This window comes from Bacillus sp. SIMBA_026 (genome assembly GCF_046535335.1).
GTDB lineage: Bacteria > Bacillota > Bacilli > Bacillales > Bacillaceae > Bacillus > Bacillus velezensis.
This window is the reverse complement of record NZ_JAWRWX010000001.1, coordinates 1,016,712-1,041,072: the sequence shown is the minus strand read 5'-3', so window position 1 is coordinate 1,041,072 and position 24,361 is coordinate 1,016,712. Positions and strand designations below refer to the sequence as shown.

2 protein-coding genes are annotated in these 24,361 nt (G+C 46.7%); both read left to right on the top strand.

Going from position 1 to position 24,361, the window contains the following annotated elements:
- Positions 1–17: 17 nt before the first annotated feature.
- Positions 18–16,109, top strand: coding sequence for a bacillomycin D non-ribosomal peptide synthetase BamB (gene bamB, locus SB847_RS04890; protein WP_410577407.1), 16,092 nt, complete (start codon positions 18–20; stop codon positions 16,107–16,109).
- An 83-nt stretch (positions 16,110–16,192) separates the two neighbouring features.
- Positions 16,193–24,052, top strand: a complete 7,860-nt coding sequence (gene bamC, locus SB847_RS04885) for a bacillomycin D non-ribosomal peptide synthetase BamC (RefSeq protein WP_410577405.1) — start codon at positions 16,193–16,195, stop codon at positions 24,050–24,052.
- The last annotated feature ends 309 nt before the right edge of the window (positions 24,053–24,361 follow it).

Genomic DNA, 24,361 nt, shown 5'->3' with positions numbered 1-24,361 from the left:
TAAAATGAGGTGCTCCAATGTCGGTATTTAAAACTCAAGAAACGTACTGGGAAAACCTGTTTGATGAAGAAGACGGCCTAAGCGCATTCCCTTACTTTAAAGCAGCGGATAAAGCGTCGTTGGCCCGTACCGGCTACCAGGAAAAATGCATCTGCCGTTCCTTATCTCCGGAAGTATCTCAAAGAATCATGACAATGGCGAATCATTCCGATATGGCGGCCTATCTGATTTTATTGGCGGGTATTGAATGCTTGTTGTATAAATATACGGATCGAACGAGCCTGATTCTTGGCATTCCAACGGTATCGAAGCAAAAAGCCGGCCAGTCAGCCGTTAACAACATTGTCCTCTTAAAAAATACGCTTTCAAATGAGAGCACATTTAAAACCGTATTCGGGCAGCTGAAAGAAGCCGTTAATGATTCTCTGAAAAATCAAAACCTGCCGTTTAGAAAAATGGCCCGGCATCTGAGCGTGCAATACAATGACGAGCATATGCCTCTGATTCATACCGTCGTTTCGCTTAACGAAATTCATTCCTTGCAATGTAAAGAAGATACTGCAACCGATACGCTGTTTCACTTTGATTTGGAGAACAACGGGATTCATTTGAAGCTTTTTTATAACGGCAATCTGTACGATGAGCGCTATATCAATCAAATTGTATCCCATTTGGATCAGCTGCTGTCTGTGATTCTGTTTCAGCCTCAAGCCGCGATCCATACGGCAGAGATCTTACCGGAAGCGGAAAAACAGAAGCTATTGTTTGATTTTAACGGCACCGGCACAGATTTCTCCGGGAGCAGAACAGTCTATCAATTATTTGAAGAGCAAGCAGAAAGAACGCCTGAGCATACGGCCGTCAAGTTTAAAAACGACCATTTGACGTACAGGGAACTGAATGAGAAGGCGAACCGTTTGGCAAGAACATTGCGTAATTGCGGGGTTCAACCCGATACGTTAGTCGCCATTCTCGCTGATCGTTCTTTAGAGATGATCGTATCCATTATAGCCGTTTGGAAGGCAGGGGGCGCTTATGTGCCCCTGGATCCTGAATATCCAAAAGAGCGGCTTCAATATTTGCTTCATGATGCGGACGCAGACGTTCTCCTTGTTCAGCAACATTTAAAAAACAGTCTCGCCTTTGACGGCCCGGTGATTGATTTGAATGATGAAACATCATACCATGCCGATTGCTCATTGTTATCACCAGTAGCGGAACACAGCCATTTAGCCTATGTCATTTATACGTCGGGTACAACAGGAAAGCCGAAAGGGGTTATGGTTGAACACGGCGGCATTGTGAACTCGCTTCAGTGGAAGAAGTCGTTTTTCAAGCATTCTCCGGCGGATCGCGTGCTTGTCTTGTACCCGTATGTTTTTGATGCGTTCATTTTAAACTTCTTCGGCCCGCTCATCTCGGGGGCAACTTTGCACCTTTTGCCTAATGAAGAGAATAAAGAAACTTTCGCCATTCAAAATGCCATAAAACAAGAAAGAATTACCCATTTCTCAACTTCTCCCCGTCTTCTGAAAACGATGATCGAACAGATGAACAGAGAGGATTTCATCCATGTTCAGCATGTTGTTGTAGGCGGTGAGCAGCTGGAAACAGATACAGTTGAGAAGCTGCATTCTCTGCAGCCTCGCATTCGGATCAATAATGAATACGGACCGACAGAAAACAGCGTGGTATCTACATTTCATCCTGTTCAGTCCGCTGATGAACAGATCACAATCGGCAGCCCGGTGGCCAACCATCAAGCTTATATTTTAGGAGCGCACCATCAAATCCAGCCGATCGGCGTACCGGGAGAGCTGTATGTCGGAGGAGCGGGAGTGGCCCGCGGCTACCTCAATCGGCCTGAATTGACGGAGGAAAAATTTGTGGAGCATCTGCATGTCCCTGGCCAAAAGATGTATAAGACAGGGGATCTCGCCAGATGGCTGCCAGATGGACGGATTGAATATTTAGGGCGGATTGATCATCAAGTGAAAATTCGCGGCTACCGGATTGAGATCGGCGAGGTAGAGGCAGCCATGTTCAATCTGGAAAACGTTCGTGAAGCCGCAGTCGTCGCGCAGGAAGACGCAGACGGGGCCAAACAATTGTATGCCTATTATGTCGGCGAGCCTTCTTTCACCGCTGCGCAGTTCAGAGAAGACTTATCCCGGGAACTGCCGAATTATATGATTCCCTCCCGCTTTATCCCTTTGGAACGCATTCCGCTCACTTCCAATGGGAAGATTGATCTGAAAGCTTTGCCTGCTGCTGACGAAAATACGCGGGCGGAATACGAATACATAGCCCCGCGGAACACAATAGAAGAACTGCTGGCGTCCATCTGGCAAGAAGTATTAGGAGCAGAACGTATAGGAATTCTGGATAATTTCTTTGATTTTGGCGGAGATTCGATTAAATCAATTCAGGTGTCATCCAGATTGTATCAAGCCGGATACAAGGTTGATATGAAGCATTTGTTTAAACACCCCTCGATTGCTGAACTTAGTCAGTTTGTAGCGCCGGTCAGCAGGGTGGCTGATCAAGGAGAAGTGAATGGCGGAACCAAGCTGACCCCGATACAGCATTGGTTTTTTGAGCAAAAAATGCCGCATGCACACCATTACAATCAGGCCGTCATGTTATATTCGGCGGAAGGCTTTAAAGAGGCTCCGCTTCGCCGGACGATGGAACGGATCGCGTCGCATCACGATGCCTTGAGGATGATTTTTGAAAAAACGCCGGATGGATACGCTCCGCGAATTACAGGAACAGATGAAAGTGAACTATACCATCTGGAAGTGATGAATTATAAAGGGGAAACCGATCCGGCTCAAGCGATTGCCGATAAAGCGAATGAGATTCAAAGCAGCATGGTATTAGACAAAGGGCCATTGATGAAGCTCGGTTTGTTCCAATGTCCGGACGGAGATCATTTGCTGATTGCAATTCATCATTTGCTGATTGACGGAGTATCCTGGCGTATTTTACTCGAAGATTTTGCAAGCGGATATGAGCAGGCAGAACGCGGAAAAACGATCCAGCTCCCGCAAAAAACAGACTCGTTTCCATTCTGGGCCGATCAATTGTCCAAATATGCGGCGGAAACCGATATGGAAGAGGAGATTGCGTATTGGACTGAGCTTTCAAGTATAAAGCCTCAGCCATTGCCTAAGGACACTATCAGCGAAGGATCGTTATTAAGAGACAGCGAAGAAGTGACGATTCAATGGACAAAAAAGGAAACGGAGCAATTATTAAAACATGCGAACCGCGCCTACAACACGGATATCAACGATCTGCTGCTGACTTCGTTAGGGCTGGCTGTTCACAAGTGGACAGGCACGGAAGACATTGTCGTGAATTTGGAAGGCCATGGGAGAGAACCGATTATTCCGGATGCTGACATTTCCCGCACGATAGGATGGTTCACAAGCCAGTACCCTGTCGTCCTGAGGATGGAAGCCGGAAAAAACCTGTCGCAGCGGATCAAGATCGTAAAAGAAGGGCTGCGCCGCATCCCTGACAAAGGAATGAATTACAGCATCATCAAATATATATCCGGGCATCCGGAAGCCGACAGCCTGCAGCTGAATCCGGAGATATCGTTTAACTATTTGGGACAATTTGACCAAGACCTGAAGCACCAGGCTTTACGCATCTCGCCTTTTTCCACAGGGTTATCAATGAACGAAAACCAAGAGAGAACGGCCGTGCTTGATTTGAACGGCATGATTGCCGAAGGGACATTATCACTGACACTGAGCTACAGCAGCAAACAATACGAAAGATCTACTATGGCGCAATTTGCCCGGGGGTTGAAAGAAAGTCTGCAAGAAGTCATTGCGCATTGCGTAAGCCGGCAGCAGACTTCCCTCACACCAAGTGACATCCTGTTAAAAGATATCTCAATCGACGAACTGGAACAGCTTTTGGAGCAGACGCGTGAATTAGGCGAAGCGGAAAATATTTATCCATTAACGCCGATGCAGAAGGGCATGCTGTTTCACAGCTTATTTGATCCAAATTCAGGTGCTTATTTTCAGCAAACGATGTTTGATCTGCATGGAGACCTGGAGATTGATTCATTTTCAAAAAGCTTGGACGGCTTATCGCAAAAATATGACATTTTCCGCACGAACTTTTACAGAGGCTGGAAGGATCAGCCGCTCCAAATCATATTCAAAACGAAAAAAATCGGTTTTCAATTCAATGACATACGAGAGATGAAGGACTCACAAAAAGAAGCGATGATTCAGGAATATGCCAGAGAAGATAAGATGCGGGGGTTCGACTTAGAAAAAGGCGCGTTAATGCGGTTATTCATCCTTCGTACGGATGAAAAGACATACCGTTTTATCTGGAGTTTCCACCATATTTTGATGGACGGCTGGTGCCTGCCGCTGATTACAAAAGAAATATTCGAGAATTACTTTGCCTTGCTTCAGCAAAAGCAGCCTGAACAATCATCAATTACTCCGTACAGTCAATATATTGAATGGCTCGGCCGGCAAGATGCGAAAGAGGCCACGGCTTATTGGGATCAGTACTTGGAGGGATATGAGGAGCAAACCAGCCTTCCTAAGGATCACCATGCAGCGGAAGACGGACGATACGTTCCTGAAAAAGTGACGTGTGACATAAGCTCCGATCTCACTTCGAAAATGAAGAGGACGGCAGGCAAGCATCATGTCACGCTGAACACGCTGCTGCAGACGGCATGGGCGGTTTTGCTGCAGAAATATAACCGTAGCCGGGACGTTGTGTTTGGAAGTGTTGTATCCGGAAGACCTGCTGGAATTCCAAACGTGGAAACCATGATCGGCTTATTCATTAACACCATTCCCGTCCGGTTCCGATGTGAAGCCGGGACAACGTTTGCTGAGCTTATGAAAGAGGCGCAGGAAAGGGCTGTAGCGTCTCAACAATTTGAGACACACCCGCTGTACGATATTCAAGCGCGTACAACGCAAAAGCAAGATTTAATTACACATTTAATGATATTCGAAAATTATCCGGTTGATCAGTATATGGAAAGTATAGGCCGCCAGAACGGAACATCCATCAAAATTTCCAACGTACAAATGGAAGAACAGACCAACTACGATTTTAATTTGACCGTTATACCGGGCGACGAGATGAACATCTCTTTTGAATACAATGCAAATGTGTATGATCGGGCAAGCATAGAGCGGGTTCGGGAACATTTCATGCAAATCCTGCATCAAGTCGTGACAAATGCGGATATCCGGGTGGATCAAGCGGAATTGTTAACGGAAGGCGAAAGAAGAACCCTTCTGCAGACGCTGAACGACACGGCCGCGCCGTTCCCGCAGACGCCGGTTCATCAATTATTTGAAGAGCAATCGCAGCGTACGCCCGATCAAGCAGCAATCATTGATAAGGACAGGCAGCTCACGTACGGAGAGCTCAATAAGCGGGCCAACCGACTGGCGCGAACGTTAAGGGCGAAAGGAGTGCAGACGGATCAGCCTGTAGCCATCATCACAAGAAACAGCATCGAATCGGTGGTCGGAATCCTTGCCGTTTTAAAATCAGGCGGAGCCTATGTCCCTATAGATCCGGAATATCCGCAAGACCGCATCCGGTATATGCTGGATGACTCCCAAGCCGGAATCGTTTTAATGCAGCGGGATGTCAGGAAACAGCTTGCCTATGAAGGCGCCACGGTTTTACTTGATGATGAAAGTTCTTATCACCAAGATGACTCTGACCTTGCTCCGATAAATGATGCGAGCCATTTGGCATATGTCATTTATACGTCAGGTTCCACAGGCCGGCCAAAAGGCGTACTAATCGAGCACCGAGGCTTGTCCAATTATATTTGGTGGGCGAAAGAGGTTTATGTAAAAGGCGAGAAAGCCAACTTCCCATTATATTCGTCAATTTCTTTTGATCTGACGGTGACTTCTATTTTCACGCCGCTTGTCACAGGAAATGCAATCATCGTCTATGACGGAGAGGATAAAACAGCTCTGCTTGAATCGATTGTGCGGGACCCGAGGGTGGATATCATTAAATTGACCCCGGCCCATTTGCAGGTTCTGAAAGAAATGAACATTGCCGATCAAACGGCTGTCAGAAGAATGATTGTGGGCGGGGAAAACTTAAGCACCCGGTTAGCCCGCAGCATTCATGAACAGTTCGAAGGCCGGATTGAAATATGCAATGAGTACGGACCGACGGAAACCGTTGTCGGCTGCATGATCTACCGTTACGATGCCGCAAAGGACAGACGGGAATCGGTACCGATCGGAACCGCTGCGGCAAACACGAGCATTTACGTTCTTGATGAGAATATGAAACCCGCGCCGATCGGAGTGCCGGGAGAGATCTATATCAGCGGCGCCGGTGTGGCAAGAGGATATTTGAACCGTCCCGAATTAACGGCAGAGAAATTTGTCGATGACCCGTTTGAACCCGGAGCGAAGATGTATAAGACCGGAGATTTGGCGAAGTGGCTGGCGGACGGAAACATTGAATATGCGGGCAGAATAGATGAACAAGTGAAAATCAGAGGCTATCGTATCGAATTAGGCGAGATCGAGGCGGCACTGCTTCAAGAAGAAGCGATCAAGGAAGCTGTCGTTACAGCCAGAGAGGATGTCCACGGGTTTAAACAATTGTGTGCATATTACGTGAGCGGCGGGCAAACAACGGCAGCCCGGCTCCGGAAACAATTGTCTCAAACCCTTGCAAGTTATATGGTTCCGGCTTATTTTATCGAGCTTGATGAAATGCCTTTAACTTCTAACGGAAAAATAAACAGAAAAGGGCTGCCGGCTCCGGATTTCGAACTGCAGGACAGAGCAGAGTATAAAGCTCCCCGAACAAAAGCGGAAGAAATATTAGTTTCTGCCTGGGAATCGGTATTAGGCGCTGAAAACGTCAGTATTCTTGATAATTTCTTTGACCTTGGCGGAGATTCCATTAAATCCATTCAAGTATCCTCCAGATTAAATCAGCAAGGATACAAAATGGAAATCAAAGACCTGTTTCAATATGCAACAATTGCAGAATTGAGTCCGCATATCAAGCAGAATCTGCGTATAGCCGATCAAGGTGAGGTCAAAGGAAAAGTCAGCCTGACTCCTATTCAGCATTGGTTTTTCGAACAAACAACAACAGATCAGCATTATTATAATCAAGCCGTCATGCTGCATGCGCCGGAAGGTTTTCAGGAAACGCAGCTTCGTCAAACCCTGCAAAAGCTTGCTGAACATCACGATGCGCTCCGCATGACGTTCCGGACTACGGAAAATGGCTGCGAGGCACAGAATGAAGAAATCGCCCAAAGCGGACTGTACCGCTTAGAAGTCCTGAATCTGAAAGAAGATTCCGATCCGGGACGGACAATTGAAGCCAAGGCTGATGAGATACAAAGCAGTATGCGTTTAAGTGATGGGCCGTTAATGAAAGCCGGGTTGTTTCAATGCGCAAATGGAGATCATCTGCTCATTGCCATCCATCATTTGATTATAGACGGGATTTCATGGCGCATCTTACTGGAAGATATCGTTAGCGGCTACAAGCAAGCCGAGAACGGGCGAGTGATTCAATTGCCGCAAAAAACAGACTCTTTCCAATTATGGGCTAAGAGACTTTCAGAATACGCGCAAAGTGAAACCATAAAACAAGAACAGGAATATTGGACAAAGATCGAACAAACCGATGTCAAACCGCTGCCTAAAGATTTTCATGAAACCCATACAACTGCAAAAGACAGTGAAACAGCAACTGTGGAATGGACGAAAGAGGAAACGGATCTGCTATTAAAACAAGCGAATCGCGCTTATAACACGGAAATAAACGATTTGCTTTTAACTTCTCTGGGTCTTTCCATATCGCATTGGTCAGGACTGGAACAAATTCCGATTCATTTAGAGGGACACGGCAGAGAACAGATTATACAAGATATAGATATCTCCCGCACGGTCGGGTGGTTTACAAGTCTGTATCCGGTTGTGCTGCACGCGCAGCCGGGCAAAGAAATCTCTGATTATATCAAGACGACCAAAGAAGGATTGCGCCAAATTCCGCATAAAGGGATCGGATATGGAATAGCAAGGTACTTAAGCGGCGGAATGCCATCGAAACTCAATCCTGAGATCAGCTTTAACTACCTGGGACAGTTTGACCAAGATTTACAGCAGCATGGGGTTCAATTATCTTCTTATTCTTGCGGTTCAGACTCAAGCGAAAATCAAGAAAGACCGTATGTATTGAATATAAACGGAATGATCACCGAGGGCCGGCTGAAGCTTACGATCAGCTACAGCAGCAAACAGTACGCAAAAGAAACGGTCATGCGGTTATCGGAAACGATTCAAAGCCGCCTGCGGACCATCATTACGCATTGCGTTCATAAAGAACAATCGGAACTGACGCCAAGCGATATTTTGTTAAAAGGCATGTCCATTGACGAATTGGATCAGCTCCTCATTCAACTGCCGCATGCAGGTGAGGTTGAAAACGTGTATCCGCTCACTCCGATGCAGAAAGGAATGCTCTTCCACAGCCTGCTGGACGAGGCCTCAAGTTCTTATTTTGAACAAGCATCGTTTGATTTGCAGGGAGAGTTAAAGATTGATTGGTTTAAAGCAAGCCTTGAACGATTATTTGAAACATACGCCGTGCTCAGAACCCGTTTTTACAGCGGCTGGAACGATACTCCTTTACAAATTGTCTATAAAACGCAAACACCGCAAATTCATTTTACAGATTTGCGTGATAGAGAGGGGCACCTACGCGAGGATGCAATTGCAGCCTATCAAAGAGAAGATAAGGCAAAAGGATTTGACTTGGCTCGGGATCCGTTGATGCGCATAGCGATTTTCCGGATGGAAGACCGCAAATATCATTTGATTTGGAGCTTCCATCATATTGTGATGGATGGCTGGTGCCTGTCTCTTATCACGAAGGAAGTGTTTGATCATTATCGCGCCTTACAGGAAGGCAGGGAACCAGCACCGCCATCGGCAGCTCCTTACAGCGACTATATCGAGTGGCTTGGCCGCCAAGATCAGGGAGCGGCAAAGCGGTACTGGAGCGGGTATCTTGAAGGATATAAAGGTGAAACCACGCTTCTTCATAAAATAGCGCAGCATGAACAAAAAGAATACGCCTATGCCAATGTGATCTGCCGATTTGATCACGAACAGACAAAACAATTACAGCAGATCGCAAATCAGCATCAGGTTACGTTAAATACGTTGATCCAAACGTTATGGGGAATTTTATTACAGAAATACAGCGGGTCCGCAGACGTTGTCTTCGGCAGTGTCGTGTCGGGAAGGCCGGCGGAAATTCCTGATGTAGAACAGATGATCGGCCTGTTCATCAATACGATTCCTGTCCGCATCCGCTGCGATGAGGACAGCACTTTTGCTGATACGATGCAAATGGTTCAACAAAACGCGCTTGCTTCCCAATCGTACGATACCTATCCTTTATACGAAATTCAGGCCCAAACGGAACAAAAGCAAAACTTAATTGATCATATCATGATCTTTGAAAATTATCCGATAGGGCAGCAAGTCGAAAAGGGTCATGATGCTGCGGATTTAAATATCGTGAATTTCCATATAGAAGAACATACCCATTACGATTTTAATGTAGTTGTCATCCCTGGCGAACAACTCACCATTCATTTTGATTTCAACCAAAATGAATATGGACAATCAGAGGCAGAGCGGATTCGCGGACATTTTGAACAGCTCATTCACCAAATTTTGCAGCAGCCGTCTGTCAAAATAGAAGAAATGGAACTTCTGACGCAGCAGGAAAAAGAACAGCTGCTCACTCCGCTTTCCGGGGGAACAGAGAAGCCTGAATACGAAACGATTCATACTATGTTTGAACGCCAGGCGGCACAAACGCCGCAAGAAATCGCAATTCAATACGAAGGGGCGGAGATTTCTTACAAAGAGCTTAACGAAACGTCCAATAAACTGGCGCGGATTCTCCGTAAGCGAGGTGTGAAGCATCAGGAGCCGGTGGCTGTGATCGCCGGGCGTTCACCATCATTAGCGATTGCTGTTTTAGGCATTTTAAAAGCGGGCGGTGCCATTGTTCCGATTGATCCGAGCCATCCTGCCGAACGAATCCGCTATATCATTGAAAACAGCAGCTGCACTCATGTTGTGACAGAGAAAGACCGGTCAGTCCCCGAGGCAGCAACGCAGATTGTCACATTCATAGAAGAAGCGGAGACAGAACCGGACGGGAGCAATGTACAGACGATAAACACGGCGGAGGATCTGCTTTACGTTATTTATACATCAGGAACGACGGGGAAACCGAAGGGTGTGCTGCTTGAACATAGAAATATGGCCAATTTGCTGTATGACCAATTTACAAACTCAGGCATCGATTTCAAAACCAATGTGCTTCAATACGCATCTCCGGCATTTGACGTCTGCTATCAAGAGCTGTTTTCAGCCCTGCTCAGCGGCGGCACACTCCACATCGTGCCTGAATCAATAAAGCGGGACGCGGCTCAGCTGTTTTCGTTTATTAATAAACATCAGACGGACATCGTCTTTTTCCCGACTGCTTTTGCCAAAATGCTTTTTAACGAAGAGAGCTATGCATATTCATTTCCGCGCTGTGTGAAGCATTTGATTACAGCAGGAGAACAATTGACAGTATCCCGTTTATTTCAGCAAGTGCTCCGCACACACGGCTTGCATTTGCACAATCATTACGGTCCGTCAGAAACTCATGTAGTGTCGACGTATACCATTCAACCGGGAGATGATATTCCTGAATATCCGCCGATCGGCAAACCGATATGCCATAACAATATGTATGTCATCAACAAGAACAAACAGCTTCAGCCCTTGGGCATTGCGGGAGAACTGTATATTTCCGGAGCAAATACCGGGAGAGGCTATGTGAATAACCCGGCTTTAACGGGAGAGAAATTTTTGCCTGATCCGTTCAGAGAGGGAGCCGTTATGTACCGCACCGGAGATTTGGCAAGGCTGCGTGAGGACGGGCAAATCGAATACCTCGGCCGCATTGATGATCAGGCGAAAATAAGGGGCTACCGGATCGAACCGAAAGAAGTTGAGGTCATATTGGCCAATCACCCGGCGGTGAGAGAAGCAGCGGTCCTTATTCAAAAAAACGCTTTGGGTGAAAATGAATTGTGTGCGTACTGCAGCGTCTCAAAAGCGACTGATCCTTCAGCATTACGGAAAGATCTGGCCAAAAACCTTCCTGACTATATGATTCCCATGAAATGGGCTTTTGTTGAATCGATTCCGCTCACGGCAAACGGAAAAGTCGACCGCAAAGCATTGCCAGAACCAGAAGGAGGCGTGCAAACGGGGGGCGAATACGTTGCTCCCCGTACAGCGGCGGAAGCGCAGGTGGCGCATATCTGGAAAGAGGTGCTTGGACTTCCGCGTATCGGCGTGAAAGACAACTTCTTCGACATCGGCGGTCACTCGCTGCGGGCAACGACTCTGACAGCGAAACTGCACAAAGAGATGGGGGTCAGCCTGCCGCTGCGGGAAGTGTTCCGATCGCCAACAATTGAAGAAATGGCAGAAACGATTACCGGAATGAAACACACAGCATATACATCTATCCCGACCGTTGACGCAAAAGAATACTATGCCGTCTCCTCGGCGCAAAAACGGCTGTACATTTTGAATCAGCTGAAAGGCGGAGAACTGAGCTACAACATGCCGAGTGTCATGAGAGCCGATGGAGCTCTGGATCGGGAACTTGTCGAGAAGGCGATCCGCAAGCTGATTCAGCGCCATGAAACGCTGCGTACCGGCTTTGAACTGATAGATGGAGAACCGGTGCAGCGGATTTATGACGACGTCCCATTTGCAGTGGAATTCACTCAGGCGAAAGAAGAACAGGCGGAAGCCCTCGTTCATGGGTTTGTGCGGGCATTTGACTTGGAGAAAGCACCGCTGCTGCGGGTAGGACTGATCGAGCTTGCAAAAGACCGCCATTTGCTGCTGTTTGACATGCATCATATCATTTCAGACGGCGTATCTATCAAGAATTTGATTGAAGAGTTCGTTTCATTATATGAAGAAAAAGAATTGCCGCCATTGCGGGTTCAGTATAAAGATTATGCGGCGTGGCAGCTGTCGGATATGCAAAGCGAACGGATGAAGAAACAGGAAGCGTACTGGCTGGATGTGTTCAGCGGAGAGGTTCCGGTGCTTGATATGCCAACCGACTATGGAAGACCGGCTGCGCGGAGCTTTGAAGGAGGACAAATCGAGTTTGTCATCGGGCCGGAGTTGACGGAACAGCTGAAAGGCTTAGCGGTGAAGAGCGAAAGCACGCTGTACATGGTGCTGCTGGCTGCTTATACGACCATGCTTGCCAAATACAGCGGGCAAGAAGACATCGTAGTAGGCAGCCCGATTGCCGGAAGAACCCATTCGGATTTGGAAAGCTTAATCGGCATGTTCGTGGGCACGCTGGCGATACGAACGAATCCGGTCGGGGAAAAAACATTCCGGGAATACGTGCAGGAAGTCAAAGAGCATACATTAAAAGCGTACGAAAACCAGGAGTATCCATTCGACGAACTGGTGGACAAGCTGAATGTGTCCCGGGATTTCAGCCGCCATCCGCTGTTTGACACGATGTTCATATGGCAAAACACAGAACGGGGAGAATTGAGCCTCGATGATGTGCGTTTTACCCCTTATCCGGACAACCATGCGATGGCGAAGTTCGACCTGACGTTCCAAGCGGCAGAAAATGAAGACGGAATTACAGGTATGATCAGTTACGCGGCAGCGCTGTACAAGCAGGAAACTGCGGAACGCATGGCAAAGCACTTCATCCAATTGATCGAGGAGATTGCGAATGACCCGCAGGCGCCGCTTTCATCGCTGGAGATGATCACCGCGAAGGAGAAAGAGCAGATTGTGGAGAGATGGGGTCAACCGGCGATAGACAGCCCAAGGGACAAAACAATTCACCAATTGTTCGAGGAGCAGGCGGAGCGCACACCGGAACATACAGCCGCAGTTTACGAGAAAAGCAGATTCACATACCGTGAGCTGAATGAGCGGGCCAACCGCCTGGCGCGGATTTTAAGAAGCGAAGGCGTGCAGCCTGACCAGCCTGTGGGTATTCTGGCAGAACGTTCTCTGGAAATGATCGTGGGGATTATGGCGATCCTGAAAGCCGGGGGCGCGTATGTGCCGATGGATCCGGACAGCCCGCAGGAACGCATCCGCTATATTCTGGAGGATTCAGGAGCAAAGGTTCTGCTGGCACAGCCCCATTTACAAGATCGTGTATCCTTTGCCGGAGAGATTTTACTGCTGAATGACGAACGAATGAACAGCGGGGACGGCTCGAATCTGGTGACCGCAGCCGGACCGGATCACTTGGCGTATGTGATTTACACATCAGGCACAACCGGCAAGCCAAAAGGCACGCTGATTGAGCATCGCCAGGTCCTTCATTTGATGGAGGGGCTCCGCGGACAAGTGTACGGTGCTTATGATTCGGGATTGCGTGTGTCTCTGTTGGCACCGTACTATTTCGACGCATCGGTCAAGCAAATTTTCGCGGCACTGTTAGGGGGACATGCGCTGTATATCGTCCCTAAAGCATCAGTATCAGACGGTTATGCCTTGTCAAACTATTATCGCGCCCACCGCATTGACGTAACAGACGGAACACCGTCACATTTGCAATTGCTTATCGCTGCAGACAGCCTTCATGGGGTAACGATCCGGCACATGCTTATTGGAGGAGAGGCGCTCCCGCAGGCGACGGTGGCGCAATTGCTTAAATTGTTTGCTTCGAACAGGTCATCAATGCCGCTCATAACCAATGTATACGGTCCGACGGAAACCTGCGTGGATGCATCGGTCTTTCACATCGTACCGGAGACATTGGCATCCGCTGACGACGGCGGTTACGTGCCGATCGGCAAACCGCTGGGCAACAACCGTGTGTATATTGTTGATTCCCATGATCGGATGCTGCCTATAGGTGTAAAGGGTGAGCTGTGCATCGCCGGAGACGGAGTAGGACGAGGGTATCTGAACTTGCCTGAATTAACGGGTGAAAAGTTTGTGGCCGATCCGTTTGTAATCGGAGAGCGGATGTATAAAACAGGCGATCTTGCCCGTTACCTGCCGGATGGAAACATTGAATATGCCGGAAGAAAGGATCATCAGGTCAAAATTCGCGGTTACCGGATCGAACTTGGCGAGGTGGAAGCCGCTCTTCTCAACATCGAACATGTACAAGAAGCGGTGATCCTGGCCAGAGAAAATGCAGAGGGGCAAAGCGATTTGTATGCCTATTTTACAGGGGAGAAGTCACTGCCGATCAATCAGCTTAAAGAAAAACTCTCCGATCAAATACCAGGCTACATGGTTCCTCCATACCTGATGCAACTGGAGCAAATGCCGTTAACCTCCAATGGAAAAGTGAATCGCAGCGCGTTACCGCTGCCTGAAGCAGGCTTGCAGACCGGGATTGACTATGTTGCTCCAAGGACAAAACCGGAAGAGCAGCTGGTTCACATCTGGAAAGAAGTATTGAAGGTAGAACAAGTCGGCATCAAAGATAACTTTTTCGATCTCGGCGGGCATTCGTTACGGGGGATGACGCTCGTTACCAAGATCCATAAGCAATTTGACAAAAGCATTTCATTGAGAGAAGTGTTTCAATACCCGACGATTGAAGAAATGGCGAGGGTCATTGCAGGTGCGGAAACCAGCGGACCGGATGAAATCCCTGTTGCAGAAGCCAAAGATGTTTATCCTGTATCTTCTGTACAAAAGATGGTTTACCTGTCTACACAAATTGAAGGCGGAGAACTAAGTTACAACATGCCGGGGATTTTGACATTGGAAGGCAGGATCGACATGAATCGTTTACAATCTGCGTTCCAAAGTCTGATCCAGCGCCATGAATCGCTACGAACCGGATTTGAAATGGTCCGCGGAGAGCTGGTGCAGGTGATCAAGCCGCAGACGGATTTCTCTATAGAAAGGTACAAAGCAGCTGATGAAGAGGTCGAGGAGCTGTTCCGCAATTTCGTGCGGCCTTTCGATCTCTGTCAGGCTCCATTGCTTCGGGCCGAACTCATCGAATTAGAACAGGACAGATATGTTTTCATGTTTGACATGCATCATATCGTTTCAGACGGCGCTTCTATGAATATTTTTGTTGAAGAACTGATTCAATTGTATGACGGCAAAGAATTAACCCCGCTCCGGATTCAATACAAAGATTACACTGTATGGCAGCAGCAGGCGGAGCAGAGGGAACGCATCAAAAGGCAGGAGAACTATTGGCTGAATGTATTTCATGAGGAACTCCCGCCATTTGAGCTGCCGAAAGATTTTGCCAGACCGCGAATTCGAAGCTTTGAAGGCAAGCGATACAATTTCGCTCTCGATGAGAACGTGGTCCAGGGTATAAAACAGATGGAAGAATTGACCGGATCGACCGCTTACATGATCTTGCTGTCAGCCTATAACATACTGCTGGCCAAATACAGCGGTCAGGAAGATATCGTCGTCGGTACGCCTATTGCGGGAAGAATGCATGAAGATTTACAGCATATTATCGGGATGTTTGTGAATACGCTGGCCATCCGTACGGCTCCGGCTGGAGAAAAGACCTTTATGGACTATGTAACGGAAACAAAAGAAACGATGCTGAAAGCTTATGAAAATCAAGAATATCCTTTTGAAGAATTAGTTGAGAAACTGGGAGTGAAACGGGACTTAAGCCGTAATCCGTTATTCGATACGATGTTTGTTCTGCAAAATACGGAACAAACGGATATCGAATTGGACTCTCTCGCGGTCAGACCATATGAACAAACAAATACGGCGGCCAAATTTGATTTGCAGCTGACCTTCGTGATGAATCCGCACGAGATACAAGGAAGCTTTGAGTACTGCACGAAGCTGTTCAAACAGAAAACCATCGCTACGCTGAGCAAGGATTACGCCATGATTCTGTCGGCGATCATAAAAGACCCATCGATTCCTTTAAAAGAAATTCAATTAAGTGAGAAAGTAAACAAAAGTGAACACTTTGCAAGCGAAATCGAATTGAATTTCTAAAAACGGCCGGTACCGGCTGTCCCCGGCATGGTGTTTTTACGGGGACAGCGGTCAGCCGGCTAAAACTTACTGGAGGGATATTAATGTCAGAATTTAAGCAACAGGAGTTGTTCTGGAGCAGCATGTTCGATGCGGAAGATCGTCCCAGTGCAATCCCTTCGTTTCAAATGTCGGACTCAACAATAGAGCATGATGCGTCGAGTGCACCCAACCGTATTCATAGTTCATTGAGCTCCGATGTATCCCTGCGCATCATGAAGATGACGAATAAATCGCCAATGGCCGTTTATATGGTTCTCCTGGTCGGAATCGAGTGTCTTTTGTACAAATATACGGGGGAAGAGGGCGTTATTGTAGGTGTTCCGACCTTTGAAGACGAAACCGATGAAGACCTTCGTTTAGATCAAGTCATGTTAATCAAACAAAACATAAATGCGGACAGCACGTTTAAATCCATATTTAATGAATTCAAACACAAGCTGAACGGAGCCATCTTACATCAGCACGTTCCTTTCGATAAAATGGCCGGTCCATTAAATCTGAACTACGATTCAAATCATTTGCCAATGATCCATACGATCGTATCACTAGATCAGCTGCACCCCATTCATTTTATAGAAACGGCTGCTGCTGATACATTATTTCAGTTTTCCATAGAAAATGATTCGATTCATTTAAAGTTAACTTATAATGAACAAGCTTATGATCGCCAGTATATGATGCAAGTGATCGAACATGTAAACCGGATTTTTTCAATTTTGTTATTCCAACCCGACCTTATGATCCGCCAGCTTAATATTCTGTCAGACTCAGAGACAAATCAACTCATCGCCTATAATCAAACGGCTGCAGAGTATCCAAGAGAAAAAACGATTCATCAGTTTTTGGAGGAACAAGCGGAACGTACCCCTGATCAAACGGCTGTTGTCTACGAGGATAGCCGTCTGACGTACCGTGAATTGAATGAAAGGGCGAATCAACTCGCTCGGACACTGCAATCTGAAGGCGTGCAGCCGGATCAGCCGGTCGGGATTATGGCCGAACGCTCCCTGGATATGATTGTAGGGATCTTCGGGATCTTGAAAGCCGGCGGGGCGTATGTACCGATTGACCCGGGCTATCCCGAGGAACGGGTTCGATACATATTGGAGGATTCGGATACGAAGTTGTTACTCGTGCAGAATCAATCGCAAGAGAGAGTACCTTTTACGGGAAAAGTGCTGGATATGAAAGATCCGCAAAACTTTTGTGAAGACGGGTCGAATGTAGAGCCGGCTGCTGGTCCGGATCATCTGGCCTATGTTATTTATACATCGGGTTCAACGGGCAAGCCGAAAGGGGTTATGGTTGAGCACCGGTCGGTCATCAATCGGCTGGTGTGGATGCAGGAAAAATACCGTCTCGATGAGCGGGATGCGATTCTGCAAAAAACTGCGATCACCTTTGATGTATCAGTGTGGGAACTGTTCTGGTGGACGATATCAGGTTCCAGATTGGTTCTGTTGCCAAACGGAGGCGAAAAGAATCCCGAGCTGATTTTAGATACAATTGCACAAAAAGGCGTCAGCACAATGCATTTTGTACCGGCGATGCTGCATGCCTTCCTGGAATCCATGGATCAGAAGCCAAGCGGGATGTTGAAACAAAAATTAGCGTCATTAAGACATGTGTTTGCAAGCGGGGAGGCTTTGAAGCCTGTACATGTCGCAGGCTTCAAACGCATCATCACGTCGGTGAGCCAGGCTCAAATCATCAACTTGTACGGACCGACTGAGGCAACAATTGATGTATCATACTTTGATTGCCAGACGGAAGAAACGTATGCATCGATTCCGATAGGCAAACCGATTTCCAACATTCAATTGTATATATTACATGCTGATTTGGAACATATGCAGCCGACCGGTGTGGCGGGAGAACTGTGCATAGCGGGCGATGGGCTTGCAAGGGGCTACTTGAATCGTCCCGAACTGACGGCCGAGAAGTTTGTAAACCATCCGATTGCATCAGGAGAACGGATATACCGGACGGGAGACTTGGCAAGATGGCTGCCGGACGGCAATATCGAGTATTTGGGCCGGATTGATCACCAGGTGAAAATCCGCGGTTACCGCATTGAAATCGGCGAAGTCGAAGGCGCTTTTTTTCAGCTGCCGACGATCAAAGAAGCCATCGTTATCGCTCGGGAAATCGATGGGGAAACATCCTTGTGCGCCTATTATACCGCACAACATGCTTTAACTGCAGGCGAGCTCCGTGAAGAGCTGTCCCGGCAGCTTCCATCCTATATGATACCTGCGTATTTCGTTCAGCTGGAAGAGATGCCGCTTACTTTCAACGGGAAAATAGACCGTAAATCCCTTCCTTCTCCAAGAGAGAATCTTACAGGCATGAATTATGAAGCTCCCCGAACAGAACTGGAAAAAATACTGGCCGCGGTGTGGGAGTCGGTCTTAGGCTTAGAACGGGTCGGAATCTCAGATCATTTCTTCGAATTGGGGGGCGATTCCATTAAGTCGATTCAAGTGTCCTCAAGATTATACCAAGCCGGGTATAAGTTTGAAATCAAACACTTGTTTAAATACCCAACGATCTCCGAGCTTGTTCCATACGTAGAGCCGGTAACCCGAATCGCAGAACAAGGAGAAATTAAAGGCCGGGCGCTGCTGACACCGATTCAGCATTGGTTTTTTGACCAGAAATACCCGGAATTACACCATTACAATCAAGCGGTTATGCTTTATTGGAAAGAGGGACTGGATGAATCAAAGCTTCGGGACGTCATGAAGAAGATCACGGAGCATCACGATGCTTTGCGCATGGTCTATGTTCCGACAGAAGATGGATATGAAGCCCGAAATCGCTGGATCGATGAAGGTGATCTGTTCAGCCTTGAAGTGATCTCATTACGCGAAGAAAAAAATGTGTCCAAGACGATAGAAACCATTTCCAATGAGATTCAGCAATCCATTCATTTAGCTGAAGGACCGCTCATGAAACTGGGATTGTTCCGGTGTCAAGAGGGAGATCATTTGCTGATTGCAGTTCATCATCTGGTCATCGACGGCGTATCGTGGAGGATTTTACTTGAGGATATAGCGGCAGCTTATGAGCAGCTTCAAAACGGCGAAGCGATCCGGCTTCCGATGAAAACGGACTCTTACCTGTTATGGGCTGAACAGTTGAATCGTTATGCAGAAAGTCAGGAATTCGAAGCGGAAAATCAATACTGGTTCAGACAGAAACATAATCCGCAGTATACATTGCCCAAGGACAATGAACAGGAAACCGGTCTGGCCAAAGACCGGGAAACGGTCATCGTTCAATGGACCGTTGAGGAAACCGAACGTTTATTAAAAAACGCTCACCGGGCTTATTCGACCGATATGAACGATTTATTACTGACCGGTCTGGGAACTGCTATTCATCGTTGGACCGGATATGAAGACATTCTCATTGATCTTGAAGGACACGGCAGAGAGTCTATCATTCCGGATCTCGATATTTCGCGTACGGTGGGATGGTTCACAAGCCTATATCCGGTTTCGCTTCAAATCAAAGCTGATCAGGATATCACCGGGCGGATTAAAACAGTGAAAGAAAATTTGCGTCAGATCCCCCAAAAAGGAATAGGTTACGGCCTGATCAAATATTTGTCCGATCACCCGAAGGCACATGAATGGACCGGTCATCCGGAAATACGTTTCAATTATTTGGGTCAATTTGATCAAGATGTCCGGAACGGCAAGATGGAGGTATCCCCTTACTCAAGCGGGAAAACAGCCAGTGACAATCGTCCCTTGACCTATACACTTGATATCAACGGCATGATTTCAGACGGCCGATTGTCGCTGGCCATCAGCTATTGCGGTAAACAATATCAAAGAGAAACAATGGAAGCCTGTGCCGATCTCTTAAAAAACAGCCTGCAGCAAGTCATCGCACATTGTGATGCTCAAGATCAAATTCACCTGACGCCAAGCGATATTTCGTTAAAAGGTATAACGATCGGTGAATTAGATCAATTTGTGCAGCAAACGAGTCATCTCGGTGACATTGAAAATATATACCCATTAACCCCGATGCAGAAAGGAATGTTGTTCCACAGCTTGATCGATTCGGCTTCCGAAGCTTACTTTGAACAAGCCGCCTTTGATCTGAAAGGTTTCTTGGATATCGATGCATTCAGGATGAGTTTGGCGCATCTGGCCGAAAAATATGACATTCTTCGGACTCTTTTTTATACAGAATGGAAAGATCAGCCTTTGCAGATTGTATTCCGGCAAAAGCCGATTGAAACGGCCGTTGAAGATATTCGCAGCATGAACAGTCATCAGCGCAGCGAGTTTATTGCCGATTTTGCAAGAAGAGATAAGGCGCGGGGATTCAATCTCACTCGGGATGCTTTAATGCGCGTATCGATCCTGCGGACAGAGGAAGACCAAGCGCGGTTGATATGGAGCTTTCATCATATTTTAATGGATGGCTGGTGTTTGCCTCTTGTTACGAAAGAAGTGTTTGAAACCTATTATGCGATACTTGAGCAAAGGCAGCCGAAGCGGGGAGCCGTCACCCCATACAGCCGATATATCGAATGGCTAGATCAACAAGATCACAAGCAGGCGTCAGCCTATTGGCGCAACTATTTAGAAGGTTATGAAGGGCAGACTGTTTTGTTACAAGAACAACCTTCCGGCCAGGCGAAAGGATACGAAAAAGGTGAGCATGAGTTTCGTTTAGGAAAGCGGCTCACAGACGAAATAAAACGGGCCGCAAGCCGCCAGCAAGTCACCGTCAATACATGGATACAAACCGCATGGGGCTTATTGCTGCAAAGATACAACGGGAGTCAGGATGTCGTCTTCGGCACGGTCGTATCCGGCAGACCGGCAGAAATTCCGGGAATTGAAACCATGGTCGGTTTATTTATCAATACCATTCCCGTACGTATTCATACGCAGTCTGAAATGACAGCTGCACAAGTATTGAAAATGAACCAGGAGCGGGCACTGGCTTCTCAAAAATATGATACATTTCCGTTGTATGACATTCAGGCTCAAACTGAGCAAAAGCAGCAGTTGATCAATCATATTATGGTATTTGAGAATTACCCGGTTGAGAAACAAATAGAACATATGAAGCAGGATGACAACGCATTAGACATTCTCGATTTTCATATGGAAGAACATACTCATTACGATTTTACTTTTATCGTGATGCCGGATGGAGAAATTGACATTCGTTTTGTATACAATCGCGATGTTTATGACCAAGCAAGTGTCGAACGGATGCAGACGCATTTCATGCAAATCATGAAGCAAATGGCGGACGATCAAGAAATTCGCGTTCAAGACCTCGATATCGTAACAGCGGATGAGCGATCGCTCCTGATAGACAAGTTCAACGATACGGCGGCTGAGTATCCAAAGGAAAAGACGATTCATCAATTGTTTGAAGAACAAGCGGAGCGAACGCCGGAGCAAGCGGCGATTATTTTTGAAGATAAGAAGCTGACGTATCGGGTAGTAAATGAACGCGCCAATCAGCTGGCCCGAACCTTGGTTGCCAAAGGACTTCAGGCCGAGGAGCTTGTCGGCATTATGGCGGAACGTTCACCGGAGATGGTGATAGGCATCCTTGCTATTTTGAAAGCCGGGGGCGTTTACGTACCGATCGATCCGGATTATCCGAAAGAACGCATCCATTATATGCTTGAGGATTCTAACGTCTCTATCTTATTATTGCAGCATCATCTTCTGGAAGGTACCGATTATCAAAATCATACTGTCTTCCTTGACGATCCGTCATCATACGGCACCGAAACATCTAATCTCAATCTGAACGTGATGCCAAATCATTTAGCCTACGTTATTTATACATCAGGAACAACGGGGAATCCGAAAGGCACGCTCATTGAACATAAAAACGTGGTTCGTCTGTTATTTAACAACAAAAATGTTTTTGATTTTAATGCATCGGACACTTGGACTTTGTTTCATTCCTTCTGCTTTGATTTTTCAGTATGGGAAATGTACGGAGCGCTGCTGTATGGGGGCAAATTAGTGATTGTTCCGAAACAAATAGCAAAAAACCCGGAAAGGTATTTGCAATTGTTAAAATCGGATGCTGTGACTATTTTAAATCAAACGCCGAGTTATTTCTATCAACTGATGCAGGAGGAGAGAGCAGATCCCGAATCCAATTTAAGCATCCGAAAAATCATATTTGGCGGAGAGGCGTTAAATCCATCCTTCTTGAAAGACTGGAAGCTTAAATATCCTTTAACCCAATTAATCAATATGTACGGCATCACCGAAACCACCGTTCATGTCACATATAAAGAAATCACGGAACGGGAAATCGACGAGGGCAGAAGCAACATCGGACAACCTATTCCTACTCTGCAAGCGTATATTTTGGACGAATATCAGCGCATTCAGGTAATGGGCATACCGGGCGAGCTCTATGTGGCAGGAGAGGGACTGGCCAGAGGATATTTGAACCGCCCGGAATTAACGGCTGAGAAATTTGTTGAACACCCGTTTGCCGCGGACGAAAAAATGTACAAAACGGGAGATGTCGCCCGGTGGCTGCCTGACGGCAATATCGAGTATTTGGGAAGAATTGATCATCAGGTGAAAATCCGGGGCTACCGGATTGAAATTGGCGAGGTCGAAGCGGCTTTATTGCAATCGGAATCTGTCAAAGAAGCGGTCGTCATCGCAATTGAAGAAGAGGGCTCAAAGCAGCTGTGCGCCTACTTGTCAGGAGACGATTCATTAAATACGGCGAAGCTGAAGCGTCATTTACTGAACAAACTGCCCGCTTATATGATACCGGCTTACTTTGTCCAAATGGAGAAGATGCCGATAACCGCAAATGGTAAAATCGATCGAAAAGCTTTGCCGGCTCCTGAGGGAAATAGGCTCACCGGAACCGAATACGAAGCGCCCGGAACGTTAATTGAAAAGCAGCTGGCCGAGATATGGAAGAACATTTTAGCTCTCAGTGACCCGGGAATTAAAGATAACTTCTTTGACGTTGGCGGCCATTCGCTCAAAGTATTGCAAGTTATTCATCAAATCAACGACCGTATGGGAATCAAAATGCATTATCAAGCCGTATACGATTTTCCTACTATCGAAACAATGGCACGCGCCATTCAAGCGGCAGTTTTCGAGTCCAAGACGGATAACGTATTCGTCAAGATGAATCAGAACGGTTCAATCCCTGTGTTCTGTTTCCCGCCTTTAATCGGATACGGGCTGGTCTATAATGAAATGGCGAAAAGACTTGACGGCCGCTGCACTGTCTATGCCGCTGATTTCCTAGAAGAGCCGTCTTACGAGCAAGAGATAGTCGACCGGTATGCAGAAAGCATGATAGGCATTCAGGAACAAGGGCCCTTTGTTTTACTCGGTTACTCCTCGGGGTCGAATTTGGCTTTTGAGGTTGCCAAAGCCTTGGAGAAGCGCGGACGCATCGTATCGGACATTATAATGCTTGATTCTAAAAGAGCCGTTTCGGTGAATTATTTTTCGGAAGAGGAAACCGAAGAGATCATTCATCGGAACCTGGATATCATTCCGGATTATTATAGAGAATTATTAACCATTCCTTCCATTAAGGATAAAATCAGAAGCTATCTCACATATCACAATAAACTGATCAATTCCGGCGCGGTGAACGCCAACATTCATCATTTTCTATGCGGCGAGTTGACCGATAGAGGATGGAAGCAATCAACCGCACAGCATTACCTTGAGTACAAATTAAAAGGAGACCATGTGACGATCTTTGACCCTCACAATATTGAAGAAAATACGGATACAATTCGATCTATTATCAAAAGGATTGAAGAACGGCATCATCACGGACTTGTTCTTGAAGAACAACTGTCAATGGGATCGTTTGCGGGAGACGCAAAGTTTGACAAAATGTAAATGATCAAGTGTAAAACGCCGCTGGCCTGGCACTCAGCGGCGTTTTTATTAAAAAGGCGAGAGTCATACTCCTGTGTTCGCAAGGCTTACTCCAGAGCCGTTCTCCATGACCAGTTGTCATCAAATGGTAAAAAAATCATCATACATTTTAAGGAAAAAGGAGGATGTCAAGTTATTAGAAAAAAGTGTAGCGTATGTTTATAAGTACTAGCTCTATTATTGAGTCGCTTAACTGCGGAGTCTGCTTTTTACTGCCGGTACTGCAATTTGTTCTCAAATGGTAAAAGTTACCTAAATTTAAAGAAAAAG

What these genes read in the sequence shown, in the direction of transcription:
- bamB (WP_410577407.1), top strand. Translation starts at nt 18, where the DNA reads ATGTCGGTATTTAAAACTCAAGAAACGTACTGGGAAAACCTGTTTGAT.
- bamC (WP_410577405.1), top strand. Translation starts at nt 16,193, where the DNA reads ATGTCAGAATTTAAGCAACAGGAGTTGTTCTGGAGCAGCATGTTCGAT.